This window comes from Mesorhizobium sp. B2-3-12 (genome assembly GCF_006442205.1).
GTDB lineage: Bacteria > Pseudomonadota > Alphaproteobacteria > Rhizobiales > Rhizobiaceae > Mesorhizobium.
This window is the reverse complement of the sequence record NZ_VFVR01000002.1, coordinates 58,975-79,724: the sequence shown is the minus strand read 5'-3', so window position 1 is coordinate 79,724 and position 20,750 is coordinate 58,975. Positions and strand designations below refer to the sequence as shown.

27 protein-coding genes are annotated in these 20,750 nt (G+C 63.3%); 23 read left to right on the top strand and 4 right to left on the bottom strand.

All coding sequences use genetic code 11. The annotated features are described in order from the left end of the window. Together FJ948_RS05605 and FJ948_RS05600 are read right to left on the bottom strand one after the other, a co-directional pair. Window positions 1–648: a thiamine phosphate synthase gene (locus tag FJ948_RS05605; RefSeq protein ID WP_140702396.1), complete on the bottom strand. Its 648-nt coding sequence runs from the start codon at window positions 646–648 to the stop codon at window positions 1–3. Window positions 649–778: 130 nt separating this feature from the next. Continuing rightward, window positions 779–1,684 (bottom strand): DMT family transporter, encoded by a 906-nt coding sequence (locus FJ948_RS05600; protein WP_140702394.1) that lies wholly within the window; start codon window positions 1,682–1,684, stop codon window positions 779–781. 130 nt (window positions 1,685–1,814) lie between these two features. On the opposite strand from FJ948_RS05600, the gene FJ948_RS05595 reads away from it, so the two are divergent. The 3 genes from FJ948_RS05595 to FJ948_RS05585 all read left to right on the top strand — a co-directional run bounded on the left by FJ948_RS05595 (window position 1,815) and on the right by FJ948_RS05585 (window position 3,965). After that, window positions 1,815–2,273, top strand: a complete 459-nt coding sequence (locus FJ948_RS05595) for an Lrp/AsnC family transcriptional regulator (protein WP_140702392.1) — start codon at window positions 1,815–1,817, stop codon at window positions 2,271–2,273. Between the two features lie 76 nt (window positions 2,274–2,349). Further along, entirely contained in the window at window positions 2,350–3,078 is a 729-nt protein-coding gene (locus FJ948_RS05590; protein ID WP_140702390.1) for a class I SAM-dependent methyltransferase, read from the top strand. Window positions 3,079–3,194: 116 nt separating this feature from the next. Further along, window positions 3,195–3,965: a sulfite exporter TauE/SafE family protein gene (locus FJ948_RS05585; RefSeq protein WP_140702388.1), complete on the top strand. Its 771-nt coding sequence runs from the start codon at window positions 3,195–3,197 to the stop codon at window positions 3,963–3,965. 35 nt (window positions 3,966–4,000) lie between these two features. Here the strand turns inward: FJ948_RS05585 and FJ948_RS05580 are convergent, their stop codons facing one another. Then, entirely contained in the window at window positions 4,001–4,552 is a 552-nt protein-coding gene (locus tag FJ948_RS05580) for a DUF2269 family protein (protein ID WP_140702386.1), read from the bottom strand. On the opposite strand from FJ948_RS05580, the gene FJ948_RS30440 reads away from it, so the two are divergent. The 11 genes from FJ948_RS30440 to FJ948_RS05525 all read left to right on the top strand — a co-directional run bounded on the left by FJ948_RS30440 (window position 4,530) and on the right by FJ948_RS05525 (window position 11,008). After that, complete coding sequence (locus FJ948_RS30440; protein ID WP_140702384.1) at window positions 4,530–4,886, top strand: hypothetical protein; 357 nt, start codon at window positions 4,530–4,532, stop codon at window positions 4,884–4,886. The genes FJ948_RS05580 and FJ948_RS30440 overlap by 23 nt on opposite strands. Before the next feature lies 1 nt (window position 4,887). Continuing rightward, window positions 4,888–5,268 carry a hypothetical protein gene (locus FJ948_RS05570; protein WP_140702382.1) on the top strand — a complete coding sequence of 127 codons (381 nt, stop codon included), beginning with the start codon at window positions 4,888–4,890 and terminating at the stop codon, window positions 5,266–5,268. Window positions 5,269–5,653: 385 nt separating this feature from the next. Further along, on the top strand, window positions 5,654–6,187 hold the full coding sequence (locus tag FJ948_RS05565) for a DUF1465 family protein (protein WP_140702380.1): 534 nt from the start codon (window positions 5,654–5,656) through the stop codon (window positions 6,185–6,187). A 93-nt stretch (window positions 6,188–6,280) separates the two neighbouring features. After that, the gene (ruvC, locus tag FJ948_RS05560; protein ID WP_140702378.1) at window positions 6,281–6,790 is read left to right on the top strand and encodes a crossover junction endodeoxyribonuclease RuvC; all 510 of its coding nucleotides are present in this window, start codon (window positions 6,281–6,283) and stop codon (window positions 6,788–6,790) included. Window positions 6,791–6,846: 56 nt separating this feature from the next. Further along, window positions 6,847–7,116, top strand: coding sequence for an AbrB/MazE/SpoVT family DNA-binding domain-containing protein (locus FJ948_RS05555; RefSeq protein ID WP_140702376.1), 270 nt, complete (start codon window positions 6,847–6,849; stop codon window positions 7,114–7,116). After that, the gene (locus FJ948_RS05550; protein ID WP_140702374.1) at window positions 7,094–7,513 is read left to right on the top strand and encodes a type II toxin-antitoxin system VapC family toxin; all 420 of its coding nucleotides are present in this window, start codon (window positions 7,094–7,096) and stop codon (window positions 7,511–7,513) included. Before FJ948_RS05555 ends, FJ948_RS05550 begins: the two co-directional genes overlap by 23 nt. 28 nt (window positions 7,514–7,541) lie before the next feature. After that, the gene (ruvA, locus tag FJ948_RS05545) at window positions 7,542–8,162 is read left to right on the top strand and encodes a Holliday junction branch migration protein RuvA (RefSeq protein ID WP_140702372.1); all 621 of its coding nucleotides are present in this window, start codon (window positions 7,542–7,544) and stop codon (window positions 8,160–8,162) included. 64 nt (window positions 8,163–8,226) lie between these two features. Beyond that, window positions 8,227–8,511: an AbrB/MazE/SpoVT family DNA-binding domain-containing protein gene (locus tag FJ948_RS05540; RefSeq protein WP_140702371.1), complete on the top strand. Its 285-nt coding sequence runs from the start codon at window positions 8,227–8,229 to the stop codon at window positions 8,509–8,511. Beyond that, window positions 8,508–8,912, top strand: coding sequence for a type II toxin-antitoxin system VapC family toxin (locus tag FJ948_RS05535; RefSeq protein WP_210242264.1), 405 nt, complete (start codon window positions 8,508–8,510; stop codon window positions 8,910–8,912). Before FJ948_RS05540 ends, FJ948_RS05535 begins: the two co-directional genes overlap by 4 nt. Beyond that, window positions 8,909–9,946, top strand: a complete 1,038-nt coding sequence (ruvB, locus tag FJ948_RS05530; protein ID WP_140702370.1) for a Holliday junction branch migration DNA helicase RuvB — start codon at window positions 8,909–8,911, stop codon at window positions 9,944–9,946. The genes FJ948_RS05535 and ruvB overlap by 4 nt, the downstream gene beginning before the upstream one ends. A gap of 165 nt (window positions 9,947–10,111) precedes the next feature. Further along, on the top strand, window positions 10,112–11,008 hold the full coding sequence (locus FJ948_RS05525; protein ID WP_140702369.1) for a metallophosphoesterase: 897 nt from the start codon (window positions 10,112–10,114) through the stop codon (window positions 11,006–11,008). A gap of 8 nt (window positions 11,009–11,016) precedes the next feature. On the opposite strand, the gene FJ948_RS05520 is transcribed toward FJ948_RS05525, so the two are convergent. Beyond that, on the bottom strand, window positions 11,017–12,267 hold the full coding sequence (locus FJ948_RS05520) for a cellulase family glycosylhydrolase (protein ID WP_140702367.1): 1,251 nt from the start codon (window positions 12,265–12,267) through the stop codon (window positions 11,017–11,019). A 53-nt stretch (window positions 12,268–12,320) separates the two neighbouring features. On the opposite strand from FJ948_RS05520, the gene ybgC reads away from it, so the two are divergent. The 9 genes from ybgC to tilS all read left to right on the top strand — a co-directional run bounded on the left by ybgC (window position 12,321) and on the right by tilS (window position 20,663). After that, window positions 12,321–12,794 carry a tol-pal system-associated acyl-CoA thioesterase gene (gene ybgC, locus FJ948_RS05515; protein WP_140702366.1) on the top strand — a complete coding sequence of 158 codons (474 nt, stop codon included), beginning with the start codon at window positions 12,321–12,323 and terminating at the stop codon, window positions 12,792–12,794. Window positions 12,795–13,094: 300 nt separating this feature from the next. Then, a complete protein-coding gene (gene tolQ, locus FJ948_RS05510; protein WP_140702365.1) occupies window positions 13,095–13,805 on the top strand; it encodes a protein TolQ in 711 nt (236 codons plus the stop codon). Between the two features lie 10 nt (window positions 13,806–13,815). Next, window positions 13,816–14,271 carry a protein TolR gene (gene tolR, locus FJ948_RS05505; protein ID WP_140702364.1) on the top strand — a complete coding sequence of 152 codons (456 nt, stop codon included), beginning with the start codon at window positions 13,816–13,818 and terminating at the stop codon, window positions 14,269–14,271. A 7-nt stretch (window positions 14,272–14,278) separates the two neighbouring features. Continuing rightward, complete coding sequence (locus FJ948_RS05500; RefSeq protein WP_140702363.1) at window positions 14,279–15,436, top strand: TonB family protein; 1,158 nt, start codon at window positions 14,279–14,281, stop codon at window positions 15,434–15,436. Window positions 15,437–15,474: 38 nt separating this feature from the next. Continuing rightward, entirely contained in the window at window positions 15,475–16,779 is a 1,305-nt protein-coding gene (gene tolB, locus FJ948_RS05495; RefSeq protein WP_140702362.1) for a Tol-Pal system beta propeller repeat protein TolB, read from the top strand. A 54-nt stretch (window positions 16,780–16,833) separates the two neighbouring features. After that, entirely contained in the window at window positions 16,834–17,211 is a 378-nt protein-coding gene (locus tag FJ948_RS05490; protein ID WP_140702361.1) for a four helix bundle protein, read from the top strand. Between the two features lie 245 nt (window positions 17,212–17,456). After that, entirely contained in the window at window positions 17,457–17,963 is a 507-nt protein-coding gene (gene pal, locus FJ948_RS05485) for a peptidoglycan-associated lipoprotein Pal (protein WP_140702360.1), read from the top strand. 179 nt (window positions 17,964–18,142) lie between these two features. Further along, complete coding sequence (ybgF, locus tag FJ948_RS05480; RefSeq protein ID WP_140702358.1) at window positions 18,143–19,237, top strand: tol-pal system protein YbgF; 1,095 nt, start codon at window positions 18,143–18,145, stop codon at window positions 19,235–19,237. Between the two features lie 58 nt (window positions 19,238–19,295). Continuing rightward, window positions 19,296–20,663, top strand: coding sequence for a tRNA lysidine(34) synthetase TilS (tilS, locus tag FJ948_RS05475; protein ID WP_140702357.1), 1,368 nt, complete (start codon window positions 19,296–19,298; stop codon window positions 20,661–20,663). Window positions 20,664–20,750: the final 87 nt, after the last annotated feature.

The window sequence follows — 20,750 nt, the reverse complement described above, 5'->3', positions numbered from 1 at the left end:
TCAATCCTCGAAGCGCGGCGCTGTTTCGTCGAGCAGCGCATTGGCCCGGGCTATCGCTGCCTTCGGATCGACGCCGTCGGCGAACACGGCACTCGACAGCGCGACGAATTCGGCGCCGGTGGCGGCCACGGTTTCGACGGATGCAAGATCGAAACCGGCCTCGACGATGCAAGGGATTTGGATCATCCGCGCCCACCATTCCCCCAATGACAGGTTGCGCGGATGGGGCTCGGGCTTGTTGTCGTAGCCGAAGCGGCCGAAGAAGATGTAGTCCGGCCTTGTCTCGCCAAGCTCGAGCGCGTCGTCACGCGTCTTGGCGCCGCCGGCGCCGACCATCATTTTCGCCTGGAAATGCTCGATCGTCTCGGCGAGTTCGGCCTTGGAGACCTCGACATGGATGCCGTCGGCCTGGACCCGGCCGGCAATGCGGGTGTCGCCGGCGATGATGACGGCCACGCCCGCGGCCTGCGCCGCCGGCACGACCTGCTCGGCGAAGGCCTGGAAGGAGGCCTCGTCCATGCCGTTCTCCGGCAGGATCAGCGAGGCGACGTCGCCGCCGTCGAATGCGGCGGCAATGCGGGCGGCCGGCACGCCGGGCGGCGCGATCAGCACGATGCGGCAACGATTTGGGGGTGTGGCGTCGTTCATGGTTCTTCGATCCCGGGTTTCGCCTATGCCGGGCGAAGATGGTTGGATTGCGGCATAGAGCAAACTGCCCGCTTTGAACAGGCGGGCAGCCAGGATCGCGTTTTGACCGGCCTGCAGCCGGCGTGCCGCCTTACTTGATCGGCTGGGGGCTCGCGGCGGACGGTCTCGATTTCCACAATGTCCAGCCGAGGTTCATGCCGGCGGCAGCGATCAGGATGGCGGCGGCGCCGACGACCTGACTGAGATGCAGGCGGTGGCCGAAGGCGGTGACATCGACCAGGATCGCCACCACCGGATAGATGAAGGACAGCGACCCCTGCAGATGCGTCGGCAGTTTCTGGATGGCGCCGTACATCAGGATGTACATCAGTCCGGTGTGGACGATGCCGAGCGTTGCCAGCATGGCCCAGCTCCATGGGTCGGCGGGAAGACGCGAAAGATTGGCGAAGGGCGCCAGCATGACGACGCCGACGCAGACCTGGATGAGTGCGATCAGATGCGGCGGGGTGCCCTTGAGTTTCTTGGTGACGATTGCCGCGACGGCCCAGAAGAAGGCGGCGGCGAGCGCCATCAGGATGCCGGCGAAATAGTTCGTGCCGACATCGCCGGCGTCTGGGGCGGCCCCGACGATCAGAACCATGCCGGCGAAGGCGATGGCGAGCCAGGTCAGCTTGGCCAATGTCAGCCGCTCGGCGAAGAAGACCGCGCCGAAGCCGACCAGCATGAAGGGTTGCGTGTTGTAGACCGCGGTGGCGATCGAGATGGAGGCGCGTGAGAACGCGCCGAACAGCAGCAGCCAGTTGATGACGATGGCCGCGCCGCCGAGTGCCGCGAGGCCGATGATGCGCATCGACAGCCTGTTGCGCAACAATCCAAGCGAAGCGCAGATGACGAGCAGTGTCAGCGCGCCGAACGCGCAACGCCAGAACACCACATCCATGATCGGCTGGCCGGACATGATGACGAACCATCCGATCGTTCCCAGCATCGCCATTGCGGCCGACATCTCGACCGTGCCGCGTACCGTATCGTTCATGATAAGCCTCTGAACCCGTTGAGCCAGCATAATCTCATGCGGTGTCGGGGCTTTCCATCTCCTCGTAAAGGCGATATGGATATATTTCCTAATTATATTAGGCGTCACCCTGGAATCCGAGAAAAAAGAAATGCTGGACGAACTTGACCGAAATCTGCTGGAAATCCTGGTCAGGGATGCGCGGACCTCGCTGAAGGATCTGGCGGCCCAGATCGGGCTGTCGTCGCCGAGCGTTTCGGAGCGGTTGCGGCGCCTCGAGGAGCGCGGCGTCATCCGGGCGTTCACCGTCGAGATCGATCCGCTGGCGCTGGGCTATACGCTGCAGGCGATCGTGCGGATCAAACCTCTGCCGGGCAAGCTGCACATCGTCCAGAAACTGATCGAGGAAATGGAAGCATTTGGCGAATGCGACAAGGTGACCGGCGACGATTGTTTCGTCGCCCGTCTGTTCGTGCGCTCGATCGGCGATCTCGACGGCATTCTCGACCGTATCGCCGACAAGGCCGAGACCAGTACCGCCATCGTCAAGGCGCAGCCGATCCGGCGGCGTCCGCCGCCACTGGGGTTGCCGCCGGCCTCGTCGTCTTGACTCCGCCAGGCCATGGTGGAAAGGCGCGGTCGGCAAATGTCGGTCTTTCCGCCGGATGGCCGAGGAGCAAGAGAAGATGGCACAGAACATTTACGATCAGCCGGATTTCTTCGCGGGCTACAGTAAGCTTGGCCGCTCGGTCGAGGGCCTGGATGGGGCCGCCGAATGGCCGGCGCTGCGCGCGATGCTGCCCGATGTCGCGGGCCTGAGGATCGTCGACCTCGGCTGCGGCTTCGGCTGGTTCTGCCGCTGGGCGCATCAGCATGGGGCGGCGCAGGTGCTTGGGCTGGACCTGTCGGAGAAGATGCTTGCCCGCGCGAGAGCGGCCGGCCCGGATACGGGTATCATCTATGCGAGAACCGACCTCGACCAGCTCAGCCTGCCACAAGCCAGCTTCGACCTCGCCTACAGTTCGCTCGCCTTGCACTATGTCGAGGACATCGAGCGCCTGTTCGGGACCGTGCATCAGGCCCTGTCACCCGGCGGCCATGTCGTCTTCTCGACGGAGCATCCGATCTACATGGCGCCGACCAGTCCGGGCTGGTCGATCGATGGGGCGGGGAAAAAGACCTGGCCTGTCGACCGGTATCTGGTGGAAGGGCCGCGGAAGACCGACTGGCTGGCCAAGGGAGTGGTGAAACATCACCGCACCATCGGCACCACGCTCAACACGCTGATCCGCACGGGTTTCACGATCGAACATGTCGAGGAATTCCGTCCGACGGACGCGCAGATCGCGGCCAGGCCGGAACTGGCGGAAGAGCTGGAACGGCCGATGTTCCTGCTGGTTTCGGCGCGCCGATAGGTGTTCAAAGCTGGTCGGCCCGATATGCCGCTGCCAGCCTATATTTGCGGTCGCCGAGCAGGCGATTCTGGGCTATTCAGGCGTTGACGCGCTTTCCCTCCAGACCAGTCCCTTCCATGTCAGGCCTGCTTCTCGATCCGTGGTTCTACGCGGCCGCCATCCCGGCGGTCATTCTGGTCGGCTTGTCCAAGGGCGGCTTCGGCGGCGCCGTCGGCTTCGTCGGCGTGCCGCTGATGGCGCTGACCATGCCGCCGGTGCAGGCTGCCGCCATCCTGCTGCCGATCCTGTGCCTGATGGACATCGTCTCGGTGTGGACGTGGTGGGGCGTGTACGACCGCAAGATGCTGGTCGACATGATGCCGGGCGCCATCATCGGCATCGGGCTTGGCTGGCTGACGGCGGCACTCGTCACCGAGGAAGCGGTGCGGCTGATCGTCGGCGCCGTCGCCATCATCTTCGTGCTGCGCTGGCTCTATCTGCAGTTTCGCCATGGTTCCGACCATGCAGCCGCACCCAATCGCGTGGCTGCGGCCGTATGGGGCACGGTCGCCGGGTTCACCAGCTTCGTCGCCCATGTCGGTGGACCGCCCTTCCAGGTCTATGCCTTGCCGATCCGGCTCGACCCCAAGGTGCTGTCGGGCACGGCGGCGATCTTCTTTGCCGCCACCAACGCGCTGAAGCTCATCCCCTATTTCGCGCTCGGCCAGTTCGACACCGCCAATCTGACGGCATCCGCCGTGCTGATGCCGCTGGCGCCGCTGTCGACCGTCGCCGGCGCGTGGCTGGTGCGGCGCATGCGGCCGGAGGTTTTTTATCCCTTTACCTACGCCACTGTCGCGGTCGTGGCGCTGAAGCTTCTGTGGGACGGCATCGCCGGCCTGATGTAGCGGGCGTGTCGGCTTTGCGCCGCGCTCGCGGTTGGTCAGGCGGTGCTCGGGACGAGGCGACGGGCGCCAGCGAATGCCAGGATGGCGCCGATCGCGACAACCAACGCCATGCCGGCCAGAATGCCGATGTCATGCGGTGTGGGCTTGAGCACCATGTCGGCGACGACGACCAGCATCACGGCATAGTCGAACCGCGCTACGCGCATCATCCGCTGGCCAACGCCAAGAACGGCCGGCGTGACGCCGTCCTTGGCGATCATCGCGCCCATGCGCTCGCCGGTCGGCTTGAAGATGAACATGCCGATGGAGAAGGTCGTGGCGTAGCCTGCGAGGCCGATCACGACCCATAGATCGGAAAAGCCGACCCAGAAGCCGCACATGACGAGGCCGAAGACCAGGGTCAGCATCGACATCGGCGCGAAGAAGCGGCCGCCCAGTTCGCCGCTGGCGCGCATCGCCTGCAGCTTGTCGTCGATGTTGCCGGCGCGCTCGGCAAGCAGGCCAAGCAGGAACAGAACGAAGCCGCCGCCGACCCACAGGGTGGCCGTGACGACGTGGAGGAATTTGACGATCGAATACCAGTCCATGCGTTGCTCCTTGGGACAGTTCTTCCGGGTTCGCGGTGGCGCGGATCTGCGCCAGCCGCCAGAGGAGCGGGCGTTTAGCGCGGCGCGTGTTTCGGAACGATGTCGTGAAAAATCCGGCTGTGTTTCGACCCCCTTTTTCACGGGTACAACCTACAACGAACGCGGGTGCCCGGATTTGTTTCTGCTAATATACGACGTGTCGGGAGGGGAAGCGCGACATCGTCTGGAAACATGGGCGATGCTAGAGCGCCAACGCTGGCGAGCCGGCGGCGATGAAAATCGTCTGACGATCAACCCATTCCCGAAAACGGGAAAAGGCATCCAGGGGGACTAATATGCAAGGCGTAGCACGGAATTTCTTCACGCTGGCGATCATCTACGCGCTGTGCGGCATGGCGCTCGGCATTCACATGGCGATCAGCGAAGACCATGGCCAGATGCCGACCCACGCCCACATCATGGTGGCTGGCTGGCTGATGTCGGCGGTCTTCGCGTTCTTTTATCACCTGTTTCCGGCGGCCAGGCAAAAGACGCTGGCCCTCGTCCATTTCTGGCTGACGGCAATCAGCGGCATCGGGCTGATGATCGGCCTTTATATACTGCTTGCCGGAAATCCGGGGATCGAGCCATTGCTGGGGATATCTTCGATCGGCTTCTACGCAGGCATGCTGCTGTTCGCCTTCATTGCCTTGCCGGTGGTGTGGAAAAAGGCCTGAGGGAAGGCCGAAACCTGGCCTGTGCGGCTGTGCTGTTACGGCACAGGAGCAGCGTGTCGGGTCAAAAAATATCAGGGATGTTAAGGGTTCATTAAGCTTTACAGGCGTTTACTATGTCCATCCAGTGATCTGGATTCTTACCGAGTGGTTGGAGCCACTTTGTTTGACGCCTCCCTGTTAAACTCCTGAGAGCCGCCTTATCCGCGGCTCTTTTTTTGTCCGCGTTCCGGCGGCATCCCGCGACGCCGGTCGCCGTTAACCTTCTGTTAAACATGTACTTGCCTTCACCCCGGACGAAGCGCATTTTCAAGCTTCAGTTTTATAAGGTCACGGGTGTATCGGCACAGAGCCGAATCGGCCGGTTGCAAGTGCAGGGGCGTTATCAATGAACGAGCCGTCGAAGGGCATTGCGAAAACCGTCAAGCTGGCGGAACGCCGGGTGTTTTCGCACTCCTTCAAACCGCTTTACCAGGAAGGCATGGGCCTGGTTGAACAGGCGGCGGAGTATCTCGACGGCAAAGGCCGGGCCGAGGCCAAGAAACTGTCGCGGCTGGCGGCCACGCTCTACGCGGCCGAATCGATGCGGCTGACAACCAGGCTGATGCAGGTCGCCTCATGGCTGCTTTTGCAGCGCGCGGCGAATTCCGGCGAGATGACGCGCGATCAGGTCGCTTCGGAAAAGTCGAAGGTGCGCCTCGACACCGCTTCCGCCCATGACGAGGCGGCCGGCTGGGCTGAACTGCCGAACGATTTCCTCGACCTCGTCAATCGGTCGCTGCGCCTGCAGGCCCTGGTGCGCCGCATGGACGAAGAGATTTATGGCGCCGGCGCGATGGTCGACATGCAGCCCGTGGCTCGCCGGCCCAATCCGGTCTCGGACCAGATCAGCCTCCTCAACACCGCCTTCGCCCGTAACTGAGAAACGTCGAAGCCTTCCCCTGTTGGCGGGCGGTCGTTTCCGGTTTGTTCACTTTTCGCTGGCATCGCTGTCCGCCGGAGGTACACTCACGGCATGGGGGACGCGATTCGCATCATCGGTATCGATCCGGGGCTCAGGCGCACCGGCTGGGGCATAGTCGAGAGCCTCGGCAATTCCTTGCGCTTCGTCGCTTCGGGCACCGTGCGCTCCGAAGACAAGGCGGCGCTGGCGACGCGGCTCTGTCAACTGCATGACGGGCTCGCCGAAATCCTGCACCAGGCCATGCCGCATGAGGCCGCGGTCGAACAGACCTTCGTCAACAAGGACGCCGTGGCGACGCTGAAACTCGGCCAGGCGCGCGGCATCGCCATGCTGGTGCCGGCGCGGGCGGGCCTCGTCGTCGCCGAATACGCGCCCAATGCGGTGAAGAAAGCGGTGATCGGCGTCGGTCATGGCGACAAGAAGCAGATCCACATGATGGTGAAGGTGCTGTTGCCGAAAGCGATCTTCGACACCGAACACGCCGCCGACGCGCTGGCCATCGCGATTTGCCACGCGCATCACCGGCAAAGTGCCGCCTATCGGCTGGCGCTCGCCGGTTAGTGATGTTCTTGACTTGTTCATGGCTATAGGGTAAGTAATACCGCAGAGGTATTACCATGCGCGTCACCGTCAAGGGGCAGGTCACGATCCCCAAACCTATAAGGGACCATCTGGGCATAGGGCCCGGCTCCGAGGTGGAGTTCGTGGCCACCAATGGGGACGTCCGGCTGGTTGCCGTCGACGGGGACCTCTCCGAGGAGGAGAAATTGCGCAGGTTCAGCAATGTTCTCGACCAAATGGAGGGGACATTGGATCTGGGGGGCATGACCAGCGACCAGTACATGGAGTGGTTGAGAGGCCCGCGTGAAGATCTCGACGTTGATTGACACCAATGTCCTGATCGATGTTTGGGGGCCAGCCGGGCCTCTGAGAAAATGGTCAGCGTCTAAAATCGCCCTGTGCCGAGGCGACGGCGCATTGGTCGTCAATACCATCGTCTGGTCCGAGTTGGCGCCGCTGATCGCGACGGAGACGGCGCTTCGAAAAGCGGTCGACATGCTCGAGATGGATCGCCAACTTGTACCTTGGGACGCTGCATTCCTTGCGGGCGTCACGCATTCCCGCTACCGCCGGGCCGGCGGTGTTCGGGAGCGCACCCTGCCTGATTTCTTTATTGGCGCTCATGCGGCCGTTGCCGGACATCGTCTTTTGACCCGAGACGCCGCGCGTTATCGCAGTTACTTCCCCGACATCGATATCATCTCTCCGGAAACGCACCCATGAGGGGCCTATCTTCCATGAAAGATCTGGCATGATCGGCAAGCTCAAGGGCACGCTCGACGATATCGACGAAGACCATTGTCTCGTCGATATCCACGGCGTCGGATATGTCGCTTACTGCTCGACCCGCACGCTTGCCGCACTGCCTTCGCCCGGCGAAGCGGTGGTGCTGTTCATCGAGACCTATGTGCGCGAGGACATGATCCGGCTCTATGGTTTCCAGTCGCAACTCGAGCGCGAATGGTTCCGGCTGCTGATGAACAATGTGCCGGGTGTCGGCGCCAAGGTGGCGCTCGCCATCCTGTCGACGCTGGCGCCGGCCGACCTCGCCAATGCCATCGCGTTGCGCGACATCGCCATGGTTTCGCGTGCGCCCGGTGTCGGCAAGAAGGTGGCCGAGCGCATCGTCACCGAATTGAAGGCCAAGGCGCCGGCCTATGCCGGCGCTGCCTCCGGCACGATCGGCCTGAAACAGGAGCTCGGCGAAGGCGTGGCGCCGGCGCCGATCACCGACGCCGTCTCGGCGCTGGTCAATCTCGGCTATTCCCGCGACACCGCCGCCAATGCGGTGTCGGCCGCGCTGAAGACCGCGGGCGAGGATGCCGATGCCTCGAAGCTCATCCGCTTCGGGCTGAGGGAACTGGCGCGGTGATTGCTTGAAAACAAAATTCCAACTACAATATGTTTTGTAAGGAATTTCTTAGAAAGTAAGAAGAATGGGTGCTTATGCAAGCCTGACATCGAAAGGCCAGCTTACCATCCCAAAGGACGTCAGGGATGCGTTGTCGCTCAAGGCCGGTGACATGATCGCCTGGACGGTGGTGGATGGCTACTTGATCGGAACGCCGCGCAATCTCGACTTTGCTGACCTCGCCGGATTCCTGGGAGATCCACCCGGCGGTCCGGCTTCGTTCGAGGAAATCGATGCCGAGGTTCGGGACGCGGTTGGGCGGCATGTTGTCGGGGGTGCGCCGAATGGCGGGCGTGAGGGCGACGCGTGACGTCGATAGGCATCGATACGAACGTTCTGCTTCGAATGGTACTGAACGATGATGCCGAGCAAAGGGCAAAAGCCTTGGCTTTCGGCAAAGGTCTTAGTGAGGATACCCCAGGCTTTGTCAGTCTGATTGTCCTGGTCGAGTTCAGTTGGTCGCTCATTTCTCGCTACAGGATGTCCAAGGAACAAGTCCTTGCGGCAGTCCAAAGGCTGCTGAAAATCAGAACGTTGGTGTTCGAGGATTTCGATGCCATCGTGATCGCGCTCGAAAGGTCCAACATGCCGCAGGTTGACTTTTCCGATGCGCTCATCGCCGAACACAACCGAAATGCGGGCTGTTCCCACACGGTCACTTTCGATCAGCGGGCTGCAAGGTCCATCGCAAGCATGGAATTGCTGGCATGAGCCTTTCTCCCCGCCTCATTGCTCCCGACAAACGCGGCGAGGATGCCGAGCAGACCCTGCGGCCGCAGACGCTTGACGATTTCGTCGGCCAGGCGGCGGTGCGGGCAAACCTCAAAGTCTTCATCGAGGCCGCCAAGGGCCGCAAGGAAGCGCTCGACCATGTGCTGTTCGTCGGACCGCCGGGGCTAGGCAAGACGACGCTGGCGCAGATCATGGCGCGTGAGCTCGGCGTCAATTTCCGCTCAACCTCCGGCCCGGTTATCGCCAAGGCCGGCGATCTCGCGGCCCTGCTCACCAATCTCGAGGAAGGCGACGTGCTGTTCATCGACGAGATCCACCGGCTCAACCCGGCGGTGGAGGAAATCCTCTATCCGGCGATGGAGGATTTCCAGCTCGACCTGATCATCGGCGAGGGGCCGGCGGCGCGCTCGGTCAAGATCGACCTTGCCCGTTTCACGCTGGTCGCCGCCACCACGCGGCTTGGCCTGCTCACCAATCCGCTGCGCGACCGCTTCGGCATTCCGGTGCGGCTCAATTTCTACACGGTCGAGGAGCTGGAGCAGATCGTGCGGCGCGGCGCCCGCATCCTGCAGATGCCGCTCGGCGACGACGGCGCGCTCGAGATCGCGCGGCGCGCGCGCGGCACGCCGCGCATCGCCGGCCGGCTGTTGCGCCGCGTGCGCGATTTCGCCTCGGTCGCCGGCGACGGCCATGTCGACCGGCTGGTCGCCGACGAAGCCTTGACCCGGCTCGAGGTCGACGCACTCGGCCTCGACGCGCTTGACCGCCGCTACCTCTCGATGATCGCCCGCAATTTCGGTGGCGGGCCGGTCGGCATCGAGACGATCGCGGCCGGCCTGTCCGAGCCGCGCGACGCCATCGAGGACATTATCGAGCCCTATCTGATCCAGCAGGGCTTCATCCAGCGCACGCCGCGCGGCCGCATGCTGACCGCCAATGCCTGGCGTCATCTGGGCCTCGATGCGCCAAAGGATCTTGCGCAACAGCAGATCAACCTGTTCCAGGAAGAATAGCCGGGCAAGCGATCAGCGACGGGTTCCCGGACCCGTGATCAAGCATCAGTGAACGGGCCTGCGCAAATTCTCCTCATCTTCGCCGGCTTGCCGGCGTATTCATGGATTGTATCGGCCCGCTGCCTTCAGGGCATGGGTGAACGATCCAGGTGCCGGAGCCAACCAATGATAACCAGACGCGGATTCCTGCGCTTCATCGGCGGGTCGTTCCTGTCGGTTGCCTCGTTCAGCGCCTATGCCGTCGGCATCGAGCCGATGCTGCTGACGCATGTGAAGCGCTATGCGCTGACGCCGCCGCATTGGCCTGACGGCCTGAAGCTGCGCGTCGTCGCGCTCGCCGACATCCATGCCTGCCGGCCGTGGATGACGCCGGAACGGATTGCCTCGCTTGCCGAGGAGGCGAATGCCTTGCAGCCGGACCTGATCGTGCTGCTCGGCGACTACATCGCCGGCATGCGCCTGGTGTCGCAAAGGGTGACGCCGCCGGAATGGGCTGGTGCCCTGTCGGGCCTCAAGGCGCCGCTCGGCGTGCTGTCGATCCTCGGCAATCACGACTGGTGGGCCGACGGGTTCGCGCAGCGTGCCGAGGTTGGCCCGACGATCGCACGCAAGGCCCTGGAGAAGGCCGGCATCCCGGTGCTGGAGAACGACGCCGTGCGCCTGGAAAAGGACGGACATGGCGTGTGGATCGCCGGCCTTGCCGACCAGTTGGCGCTGTTGCCGAAAAGGAAGCACGAGCCTCCGAGGGGACTGGACGATCTCGACGGCACGCTGGCCAAGGTCAGCGACGCCTCGCCTGTCATCCTGCTGGCGCACGAGCCGGACATATTTCCAAAAGTGCCGTGGCGTGTGTCGCTGACGCTGTCGGGACACACCCATGGCGGGCAGGTGCGGCTGTTCGGCTATTCGCCCATCGTGCCGTCGCAGTACGGCAATCGGTATGCCTATGGCCATGTCGTGGAGAACGACCGCAATCTGATCGTCTCGGGCGGGCTCGGCTTCAGCAACCTGCCCATCCGTTTCGGCATGCGCCCGGAAATCCTGCAGATCGACCTCGGCTGACCGGCACTTCAGGGCAGGCTTCGGATCGCGTCCATAACGTCAGGCTCGGCCTTGTCGCCATTGAAGGCATCGACGATGCCGAAGGCGCCGCCATAGCTCCACACCGACCATGAAAAGCCGTGCGCCTCGGCGCGCGCGATCATGTCCCTGACATAGGCGGCACGGTATTGCGCCGGCATGACATAGGCATTGCCGTATTCCTGGCGGATCATGCCGAACTCGCCCAGCGTGATGTCTTCCGGCTTGATGCCGTTGGCCTTCGCCCAGGCTTCGACGGCCTTGAACGGCGCGTCCATCAGGCCAAGCAGCCTGTCGGGGCTGTCCATGCTGGCGACCTGCTCGTCGAGATAGGCAAGCAGTCCGCTCTGCCTCGCCCATGGCGCCTCGGCCTTGATCCGCGCGCGGATGGTGTCGAGCGTCACGTCGAGCTCAGCCTTGGGCACCGCCGTCAGCGGATAGGGCAGGCCGGTCACGTAAGGGATGAAGTCGCCAGCCCAGGTCGCGCCCTGGTGGGTGAGCAGGAACGGATCGTAGGAATGGAAGGTCCAGATGACGTTGTCGTCGGGGATCGCCTTCGGGTCGATCTTCTGCAGCGACGAGGCAGAAGAATAGCAGGCTCCGGTCAGGATCAGCGTCAATTTCGTCGCCGAGGCGCGCGCCGCGGCGAACAGCTTGCGCTGGCGGTCGGGCCACAGGCTGGTGCCGTCGCTGTCGCAATCGACGATCGGTTCGTTCATCGGTTCGAAAGCGACCTTTCCAGGATCCTCGCCCGCCAGCGTGCGCGCCATGCGGCGCACCATCTCGACGTAGCGGTCGAAGGTCACGGGGTCGTCCATCACCTCAGCCATGCCGATCTTGCGGCTGCCGCCGGCCGGGATCAGGTGCATGTCGACGATGACCTTCAGCCCGGCGCGGTTGATCATGCGCGCCGAGTCCAGCACGCTGGCATAGAGCTCGTCGCGAAGGCCGGATGTCTTGTCCGAGAGGAAAGGCGACGGATCGACGGGCATGCGCAGGAAATCGAAGCCGGCATCCTTCAGCGCCTTGAGGTCATCCTCATTGAGGAACTTGCGCCATTCCGGGTAGGGCAGGATGGTTTTGGCATCGCGCCACTGATCCTCGCCCGGCCAGGTGATCCATTGGTCGAGGTTGAGACCGCGCTTCATCGAGAAGGTCGCCGCCTCACCCGAAAGTGTCGAAGCCGCCAGCGCCAGCACGACTGCCGTCAAGGTCTTGATCATCGTCGTCAACAGTGCCATCGGATCATTGCGCCAAAAATACCTGCCGTGTCGGCATCCAAAAGGGAAGCGCAATGGGCGATCATGGTGAATCCACGGCATTGCTGGCTGGGCTCTCCGGCGCGCTGACGACGTCCGGCCACCGGCTGATGGCGCGGGTCTATTATGCCGACACCGACTTCTCGGGCGTCGTCTACCACGCGCGCTATCTCGAATTCCTCGAGCGCGGCCGCTCCGACTATCTCAGGCTCACCGGCGTGCATCACACCGAACTCGCCGAAGGCAAGCATGGCGAGAAGATCGTGTGGGTGGTGCGCCGCATGGAGATCGACTTTCGCGTCCCCGCCCGCATCGATGACATTCTGACCGTCGACACCCGCACGCAGGAGATTTCCGGAGCGCGCATCTTCATGGCGCAGCAGCTCAAGCGGGGCGACGAGGTGCTGGTCGAGGCCAAGGTCGAGGCGGCGATCATCGGCGAGAACGGCCGGCCGCGCCGGTTTCCAAAAGAATGGGTCGCGGCGTTTATGCCAAAGACCTCCGGCTAGACCGCCGGTCTGGTCTCGACCGCCGGTAAATGCCGGTTGCCATGCGCGCAAATACTGGTCGCCATACTCCCGGGCGCGGCAATGCGCCGCGCCTTATATACTAACCCATCCTTAACCATAACGGTTCATGAAGAGATTGGTGAAGATTGGCGTTATCCAACGCCTTCCTTTCACCAATATTTGCCCCGAAAAGGCCGCTAACGGCACGGTTTGGGGTGTCCGGTAGCTTCGTGCGAACCGACCACAAGGGATGCCATGGGCCAGCCGCCAGCTTCGCCCGGAAATCTTAAGGACGTAACGATGGAAAATATCGCACTCGCCGACCCGGGCGCGCAATTGTCGATTTGGGCGCTGTTCATGCAGGCCAGCTGGGTGGTCAAGCTGGTCATGATCGGGCTGCTCTGCGCCTCGGTGTGGACCTGGGCGATCATCGTCGACAAGCTGGTCGCCTATGGCCGCATGCGGCTGGCGCTGAACCGCTTCGAGCAGGTCTTCTGGTCCGGGCAGTCGCTGGAGGAGCTCTACCGCACCCTCGCCGACCGCAAGACGACAGGCATGGGCGCCATTTTCGTTGCCGCCATGCGCGAATGGAAGAAGAGTTTCGAGAAAGGCGCCAAGTCGCCGCTCGGCCTGCAGACCCGTATCGACAAGGCCATGGACCTGGCGCTGACCCGCGAGATGGAGAAGCTCGAAGGCCGCCTCGGCTTCCTCGCCACCACCGGCTCGGCGGCGCCCTTCATCGGCCTGTTCGGCACCGTCATCGGCATCATGACCTCGTTCCAGGCCATTGCCGGTTCCAAGAACACCAGCCTGGCGGTGGTCGCGCCCGGCATCGCCGAGGCGCTGCTGGCGACGGCCATCGGCCTGCTCGCCGCCATTCCCGCGGTCATCGCCTACAACAAGCTGTCGTCCGACGCGAGCAAGATCGCGGTGCGCATGGAAGGGTTCTCCGACGAGTTCTCCGCCATACTCTCGCGCCAAATCGATGAAAAAGTCGCGCCGAAGGCCTGAGGAGTAACTGATGGGTATGTCCGTAGGCATGGGTGGAGGACGCGGCGGGCGCGGCCACAGGCGGCGCGGCCGCCATCACGCGCTGATGTCGGAAATCAACGTCACGCCGATGGTCGACGTGATGTTGGTGCTTTTGATCATCTTCATGGTCGCGGCACCCATGCTGACGGTCGGCGTGCCGATCGATCTGCCGGACACGCAGGCCAAGGCGATGAACGCCGACACGCAGCCGATCACCGTTTCGATCGACGCCACCGGCAAGATTTTCCTGCAGGAGACCGAGATCCCGATGGACGAGTTGGTCGCCAAGCTGCAGGCGATTTCCAAGACCGGCTACGAGGAACGCATCTTCATTCGTGGCGACAAGTCGACCGACTACGGCACGGCGATGAAGGTCATGGCCCGCATTTCGGCCGCTGGCTACAAGAACATCGGCCTGGTTTCACTGCAGGAACAGGATCAATAGACCCACGATGAGGACCGGCCTCACCACATCGGTGATCCTGCATACGGCGGCGCTGGCCTTCGGCCTGTTCACGCTGTCGGCGCCGGCCGCGCTGCCGTCGGCCGACGTGGAGTCGGTCGCGGTCGATATCGTGCCGATGGAAGCCATCGCGCAGACGCTGCAGGGCGACAAGAAGGCCGTGATGCATGAGAAGCCGGCGCCAACGCCGACCAAGCGTCCCGATATCGTGGCCGATGCGCAGAAAGTGGGCGAGAACAGCACCGACACGGACAAACCGATAACGCCGGAAGCCAAGCCGAAACCGGTCGACACGACGTCGGCCCCGCCCCCCGCGCCCACGCCCAAGCAACAGCCGAAGACCGAGGACGTGCCGAAACCGCAGGAAAAGCCGAAACCCACTCCGGCGACGGAAGTGGCGCCGGCGCCGACGCCCAAGGAAGAGGTCAAGCCCGAGCCGGTCAAGCAGACGGAACCCAAGCCGACACCGGCCAAGCCGGCGCCGACCCCGCCGCCGCAGGACAAGACCGCGGCCATCGATCCGACGCCCGAGGTCAAGCCGGATGCCGTCGCCGAGGCGATAGCCAAGGATCCGCCGACCGAAGAGACGCAACTGCCGAGTTCGGCGCCCGCGCCGGAAGCGCGGCCTAAGCCGCAGCCGGCACAGGCCGAAAGCGCCAAGGCGCCGGACCGCAAGGATGCCGAGAAGCCGGTCAAGGAAGCCTCGTCGAAGCCGAAGTCCGATGAAAAGCAGTACAACGCCGACGAGATATCAGCCCTGCTCGACAAGCAGAAACCGTCCGGCGGCGGCGCCAAGCGCTCGACACAGCAGGCTTCGCTCGGCGGTGACAAGGATCAGGGCCAGAAGCTGTCGAAGTCGGAGCAGGGGGCCCTGGAAGATCAGCTCGGTCATTGCTGGACCCTTCCGGTTGGCCTCGAAGGGTCCGAGGATTTCACCGTGGTCATCCGCTTCAACCTGGACGCCTCGGGCAAGCTGGAAGGCCGCCCGACTGTCGAAAAGTCCAGCGGCAACCCCCAATTCGACGCCAGTGCGGTTCGCGCCGTGCAGAAATGCGACGTTGCCGGATTGCAGGTTCCCGCGGGGAAGCAGGACATATGGTCTGACGTTCGCGTCAACTTCGATCCAAGAGCGATGCTTGGCCTTTAGCCTGAGCACCCAAAAATCAGCAAGAGAAGCGAGAAGACATGAAATCCATCCTCAAGCCGCTCCTGATGGTCGCCGCGATGGCGATGGGCATAATCTCTGTCGCCACCTTGCCTGCTCGGGCAACCCTCGAGCTCAACGTCAACAAAGGCAATGTCGAGCCGATGCCGATCGCCATCCCCGACTTTCAGGGAGAGCTCGGAGCGCAGATATCGGCAATCGTCACAGCCGATCTGAAACGGTCAGGACTGTTCGCGCCGATCGACAAGGCCGCCTTTGTCGAAAAGATCTCGAACCCCGACGCCCCTCCCCGTTATGAAGACTGGAAGGTCATCAACGCGCAGGCTCTGGTGACCGGAAGCGTCAGCAAGGAAGCGGATGGCCGCATCCGCGCCCAGTACCGGCTGTGGGATATTTTTGGCAACACGCAGCTGGCCGGCGAGCAGTTTTTCGCCAACGACGCCAATCAACGCCGCGTCGCCCACATCATCGCCGATGCGATCTATGAGAAGATCACCGGCGAGAAGGGCTATTTCGACACACGCGTCGTCTTCATCGACGAGTCCGGCGCCAAGAACGCGCGCAAGAAGCGCCTCGCCATCATGGACCAGGACGGCGCCAATGTGCGCTATCTCTCGGACGGCAGGTCGATCGTGCTGACGCCGCGTTTCTCGCCGAACCGGCAGGAAATCACCTACATGTCCTATGAGAGCGGCCAGCCCCGGGTCTATCTCCTGCAGATCGAGACCGGGCAACGCGAACTGGTCGGCAATTTTCCGGGCATGACGTTCGCGCCGCGCTTCTCGCCCGACGGCCAGAAGGTGATCATGAGCCTGCTGCGCGACGACGGCAATTCCAACATCTTCGCCATGGACCTGCGCAGCCGTTCGACCACGCGGCTGACCAACTCGACCGCCATCGACACCTCGCCCTCCTATTCGCCGGACGGCAGCAAGGTGGTGTTCACCTCCGACCGTGGCGGTCGCGCGCAGATCTACGTGATGGGCGCCGACGGTTCGGGCCAGACCCGTATCTCCTTCGGCGACGGCGTCTATTCGACGCCGGTGTGGTCGCCGCGCGGCGACCTCATCGCCTTCACCAAGCAGAGCGGCGGCGAATTTCAGATCGGCGTCATGAAGACCGACGGCTCTGGCGAGCGCATCCTGTCGTCCGGCTTCCAGCAGGAAGGGCCGACCTGGGCACCCAACGGCCGCGTGCTGATGTTCTTCCGCGACTCCAATGGCGGCCCGAAACTGGTTTCCGTCGATCTCAGCGGTCGCAACGAGCAGCCGGTCCCGACGGCGAATTTTGCTTCAGATCCGGCCTGGTCGCCGCTGCTGGAGTGAAGGGGAATTGAGGAATTGAAGAACTGAAGAATTGAGGAATTGTGGAACGCAAAAATGGAGACGGAGGGTAGCTACATCAAGCGCGCGAAAGATTTGGAGGTCTATAAGCGTGCTTATGCAGTTTCCCTCGACGTTCACAGAGCCACGCTCGGTTTCCCGAAAATCGAGCAATACGCATTAGCCGACCAGTTGCGCCGATCCAGCAAGGCAATCTGCGCCAACCTTGCCGAAGGCTTCGCCAAGCAGAGCCATTCGAAGGCTGAATTCGCGCGGTTCGTCTCGATGGCTATGGGATCGTGCAGCGAAGTAGAGACATGGATTTCGTATGCGTTCGATCTTGATTACATTACGCAAGCCCAGCGCGAGCAATGGTTGCAATCCTACGTCCACATTTATGGAATGCTGGTAAATCTGAGGGAAAGGCTAAAGTGATTCTTTTCATCAATTCTTCAATTCGTCAGTTCTTCAATTCCTCTTTTTTCATAGCCTCGTCGCGTTTTGGCCGCATTTCCGCCTAGGGTCCGCGCCAACTGTGGCTTGGACGAAACGGCTGCGGACGGGCAGCCTAAACCAAATTTTAACCGTGTTTCTTGAATGCCGGTTAACCCAAACGTGGTTACTGGGTGATCAACGAAATCACTCGAAACACGACCACTCGAATACGAAGGAGAGGCGGCATGGGCCGTATCGCAGCACTTACCAGAAACCCAGTCATGATCGCGCTGGTGGCGATGCTCGCCGTCGCCGGTTGCGCCTCGAAGAAGACGCCGAACAACGCGGCTGATCTTGGCCTCAACGGCGCGGGCGCGGCAACGCCGGGCTCGGCGCAGGACTTCACCGTCAACATCGGCGACCGCATCTTCTTCGACACGGACTCGACCTCGATCCGTGCCGATGCGCAGACGACGCTGTCACGCCAGGCGCAGTGGCTGAACCAGTACAAGCAGTATGCCATCGTCGTCGAAGGCCATGCCGACGAACGCGGCACGCGCGAATACAATCTGGCGCTCGGTGCCCGCCGCGCCGCGGCCACCCGCGACTTCCTGGTTTCCAAAGGCGTCGCGGCCAGCCGCCTCAAGACGATTTCCTACGGCAAGGAACGCCCGGTCGCCGTGTGCGACGACATCTCCTGCTGGTCGCAGAACCGCCGCGCGGTCACCACGCTCAGCGGCGCCGGTTCCTGATCGGCAAAAATACAACACCTCTTTGTGAAAGGCGGCCCTCGGGCCGCCTTTTTCATATCCCGACGCCCGAAACAAAATTTGGCCGAAGTCTCGCGCCCTGCTATGAGCCGAGGGCGCTTGGCTGGTCTCACATCGATTGGAAGGCGCGAACAAGCTAACGATTGGACGGCGAGAGGCACATGCATTTGAGATCGGTTCTGAGCGGCACCCTGGCGCTGCTGCTCCTATCAGGCGTAACCGCTTTGGCGAGCGGTACCGGGCAACCAACCGAGAGCGGCTTTTCCTTCCATCTGCCGACACTCGAGTTGCCCAGCCTTTTCGGTGAGAAGAAAAAGCAGGATCAGGTCCAGTTCGCGCAGTCGAGCGGCGCCGGCGTGACCGGGCTCGAGGACCAGTTGCGGCAGCTGAACGGCAAGGTCGAGGAACTCAATTTCCAGATCCTGCAGATGCAGGAGCAGATCCGCAAACAGCAGGAAGACAACGAGTTCCGCTTTCAGCAGCTCGAAGGCGGTTCGCAAGGTGGACAACCGCCGGCGCAGAAGAAATCCGATGCCACCACCGGAACCAACACCGACGTGGCCTCGGCCCCGGCAACCCAGGCGCCGGCTGATGCCGGCGCCGCGCCCGGCGGCGATCAATCCGCGGGCGGCAAGACGGTCGAGGACGTCATCGTCGAGTCCCCCGATGGCGACCCTGGCAAGGTGATCCCAGGTACCGGAGCGCCCGAAAAGACCTTTGGTTCCATCACCGTCGACAAGAATGGCAATGTGATCGATGCCGGCGGCAGCACCCAGGCAACCGCGCCGGCACAGGACACGGCACCAGCCACCGGCGCACCGGCCAAGTCCGGCAAGTCCGGCGGCACGGTGGTCGCGGCGCTGCCCTCCACCAAGGATCCCGAAGAGCTCTACCGCAACTCCTACCAGTTCATCCTGTCGGGCGACTACGGCACCGCCGAACAGGGTTTCCGCGACCATATCTCCCGCTTCCCCAAGGACGCCAAGACGGCGGACGCGCATTACTGGCTGGGTGAATCGCTGCTTGGTCAGCAGAAATACCGCGACGCGGCCGAGGTGTTCCTCGCCGCCAGCAAGGATTACCCCAAGGCCAAGAAGGCCCCGGACATGCTGTTGAAGCTCGGTGTGTCGCTGGTCGGCCTCAAGCAGCACGATGTCGCCTGCGCCACCTTCAGCGAGGTCGGCAAGCGTTACCCCGATATTTCCGCCACGCTCAAGGAACGCGTCAAGCAGGAGAAGGCCCTGGCTGCGTGCTGACTTTTCCGAGGCATGTCGTCGTCCCAAAACCGGGACCCCTCTTGCGCGACATGTATTGATGCTCGACATCGGGCCTGATCTTTCGACCGGAATTTTTTCGCATATCGATTTTTCCAACGGCGCCGTTGCGGCCGTGTCCGGCGGCAGCGACTCGACCGCGCTCCTTCTCCTTCTCAAACAACATCTCGACAAAACCGCACCGTCCGCGAAGCTGCTCGCGGTCACGATCGACCACGGCTTGCGGCGAGGTTCGGCCGATGAGGCGCGGGCCGTGGCGAAGCTTTGCGCCGAACGCGGCATCGCCCACCGCATCCTGGCCTGGGCCGGAGAAAAACCGTCGACCGGCCTGCCGGCGGCGGCGCGCGAGGCGCGCTACCGGCTGCTGGCGGGCGCCGCCCGGGCGGAAGGCATCGGCCTGATCGTGACCGGACATACATCCGATGACCAGGCCGAGACCGTGCTGATGCGGCGTGACCGCAACGATGCGGCCGGCGACGAGGGCCGGGGCCTTGCCGGCATGGCGCCCGCCACCTTGCATGACTGGCGCGACTGGATCGTGCGACCGCTTCTTGGCGTGCGGCGCCAGGCGCTGCGCGATTTCCTGCGGCGCCAGCAGGTGGGCTGGGCCGAGGACCCGACCAATGCGGATGAAGCCTTCGAGCGACCGCGCATGCGCGCAACCCTTGCCGGCGAGGCTGGCGCGCGGCGCATGACCGAGGCGCTGGCATTGGCCGCGCGCGAGGCCGGCGCCCGGACGCGGCTTGGCGACGCTGCCGGCTGTCTGGTCGAGCGCTTTGCCAGCCAGCCGGCAGCGGGCCTCATCCGGCTCGATCCGGCCCTGCTCAGCGTGGCCGATGAGCGGGCGGCCGTTTACGCATTGCGCATTCTTCTGGCGACTTCGGGCGGGATGGCCTTTCCGCCGGACCAGGCCCGCGGCGAGGCGCTGTTCGGCCGGCTGAAGGCCGGATTTCTTTGCGCCACATTGTCGCGGACGGTGGTCGACTTCCGGCGCGCCGGCATCTTCCTGCGCCGGGAGATGCGAGGCTTGCCGGTGGCCCCGGCCATGGTAGACGCCACCATCTGGGACGGCCGGCGTCAGATCACGTTGAACGACGCCAGCAACGCATTGTTGATCGCGCCCTTCGGGGCAGCGGCGGCGAAGCGGCTGGCTGTCGCCCGGGGCGAAACTCCGCTAAGCCTGATGCGCGCGGCGTTGGCCGCCGAACCGGCCTTGCAGCAAACCGCCGAGAGGGGTGGGCCTGCTGCCGATTGGCCGGCATCGCAAGGGTTCGTGGCCTCACCCGTCGTTGCTCCCTTTGGCCGCTTCCTGCCGTCCTTCGATCTGGCTCTGGCGCGCTCCGTGGCAGGGTTGATCGGCGCGGCGCCGCTTCCTGCCTTGCCATGGCGCGGCCACAGTGCCGGTTGATGCTGCGCGAAAGCTTAACCCAGACATGCTGTTCTGCTTGGCAAGGGGAGGTGCTCTCCCTATGTTAGGCCCAAGTTTCCTCTCACG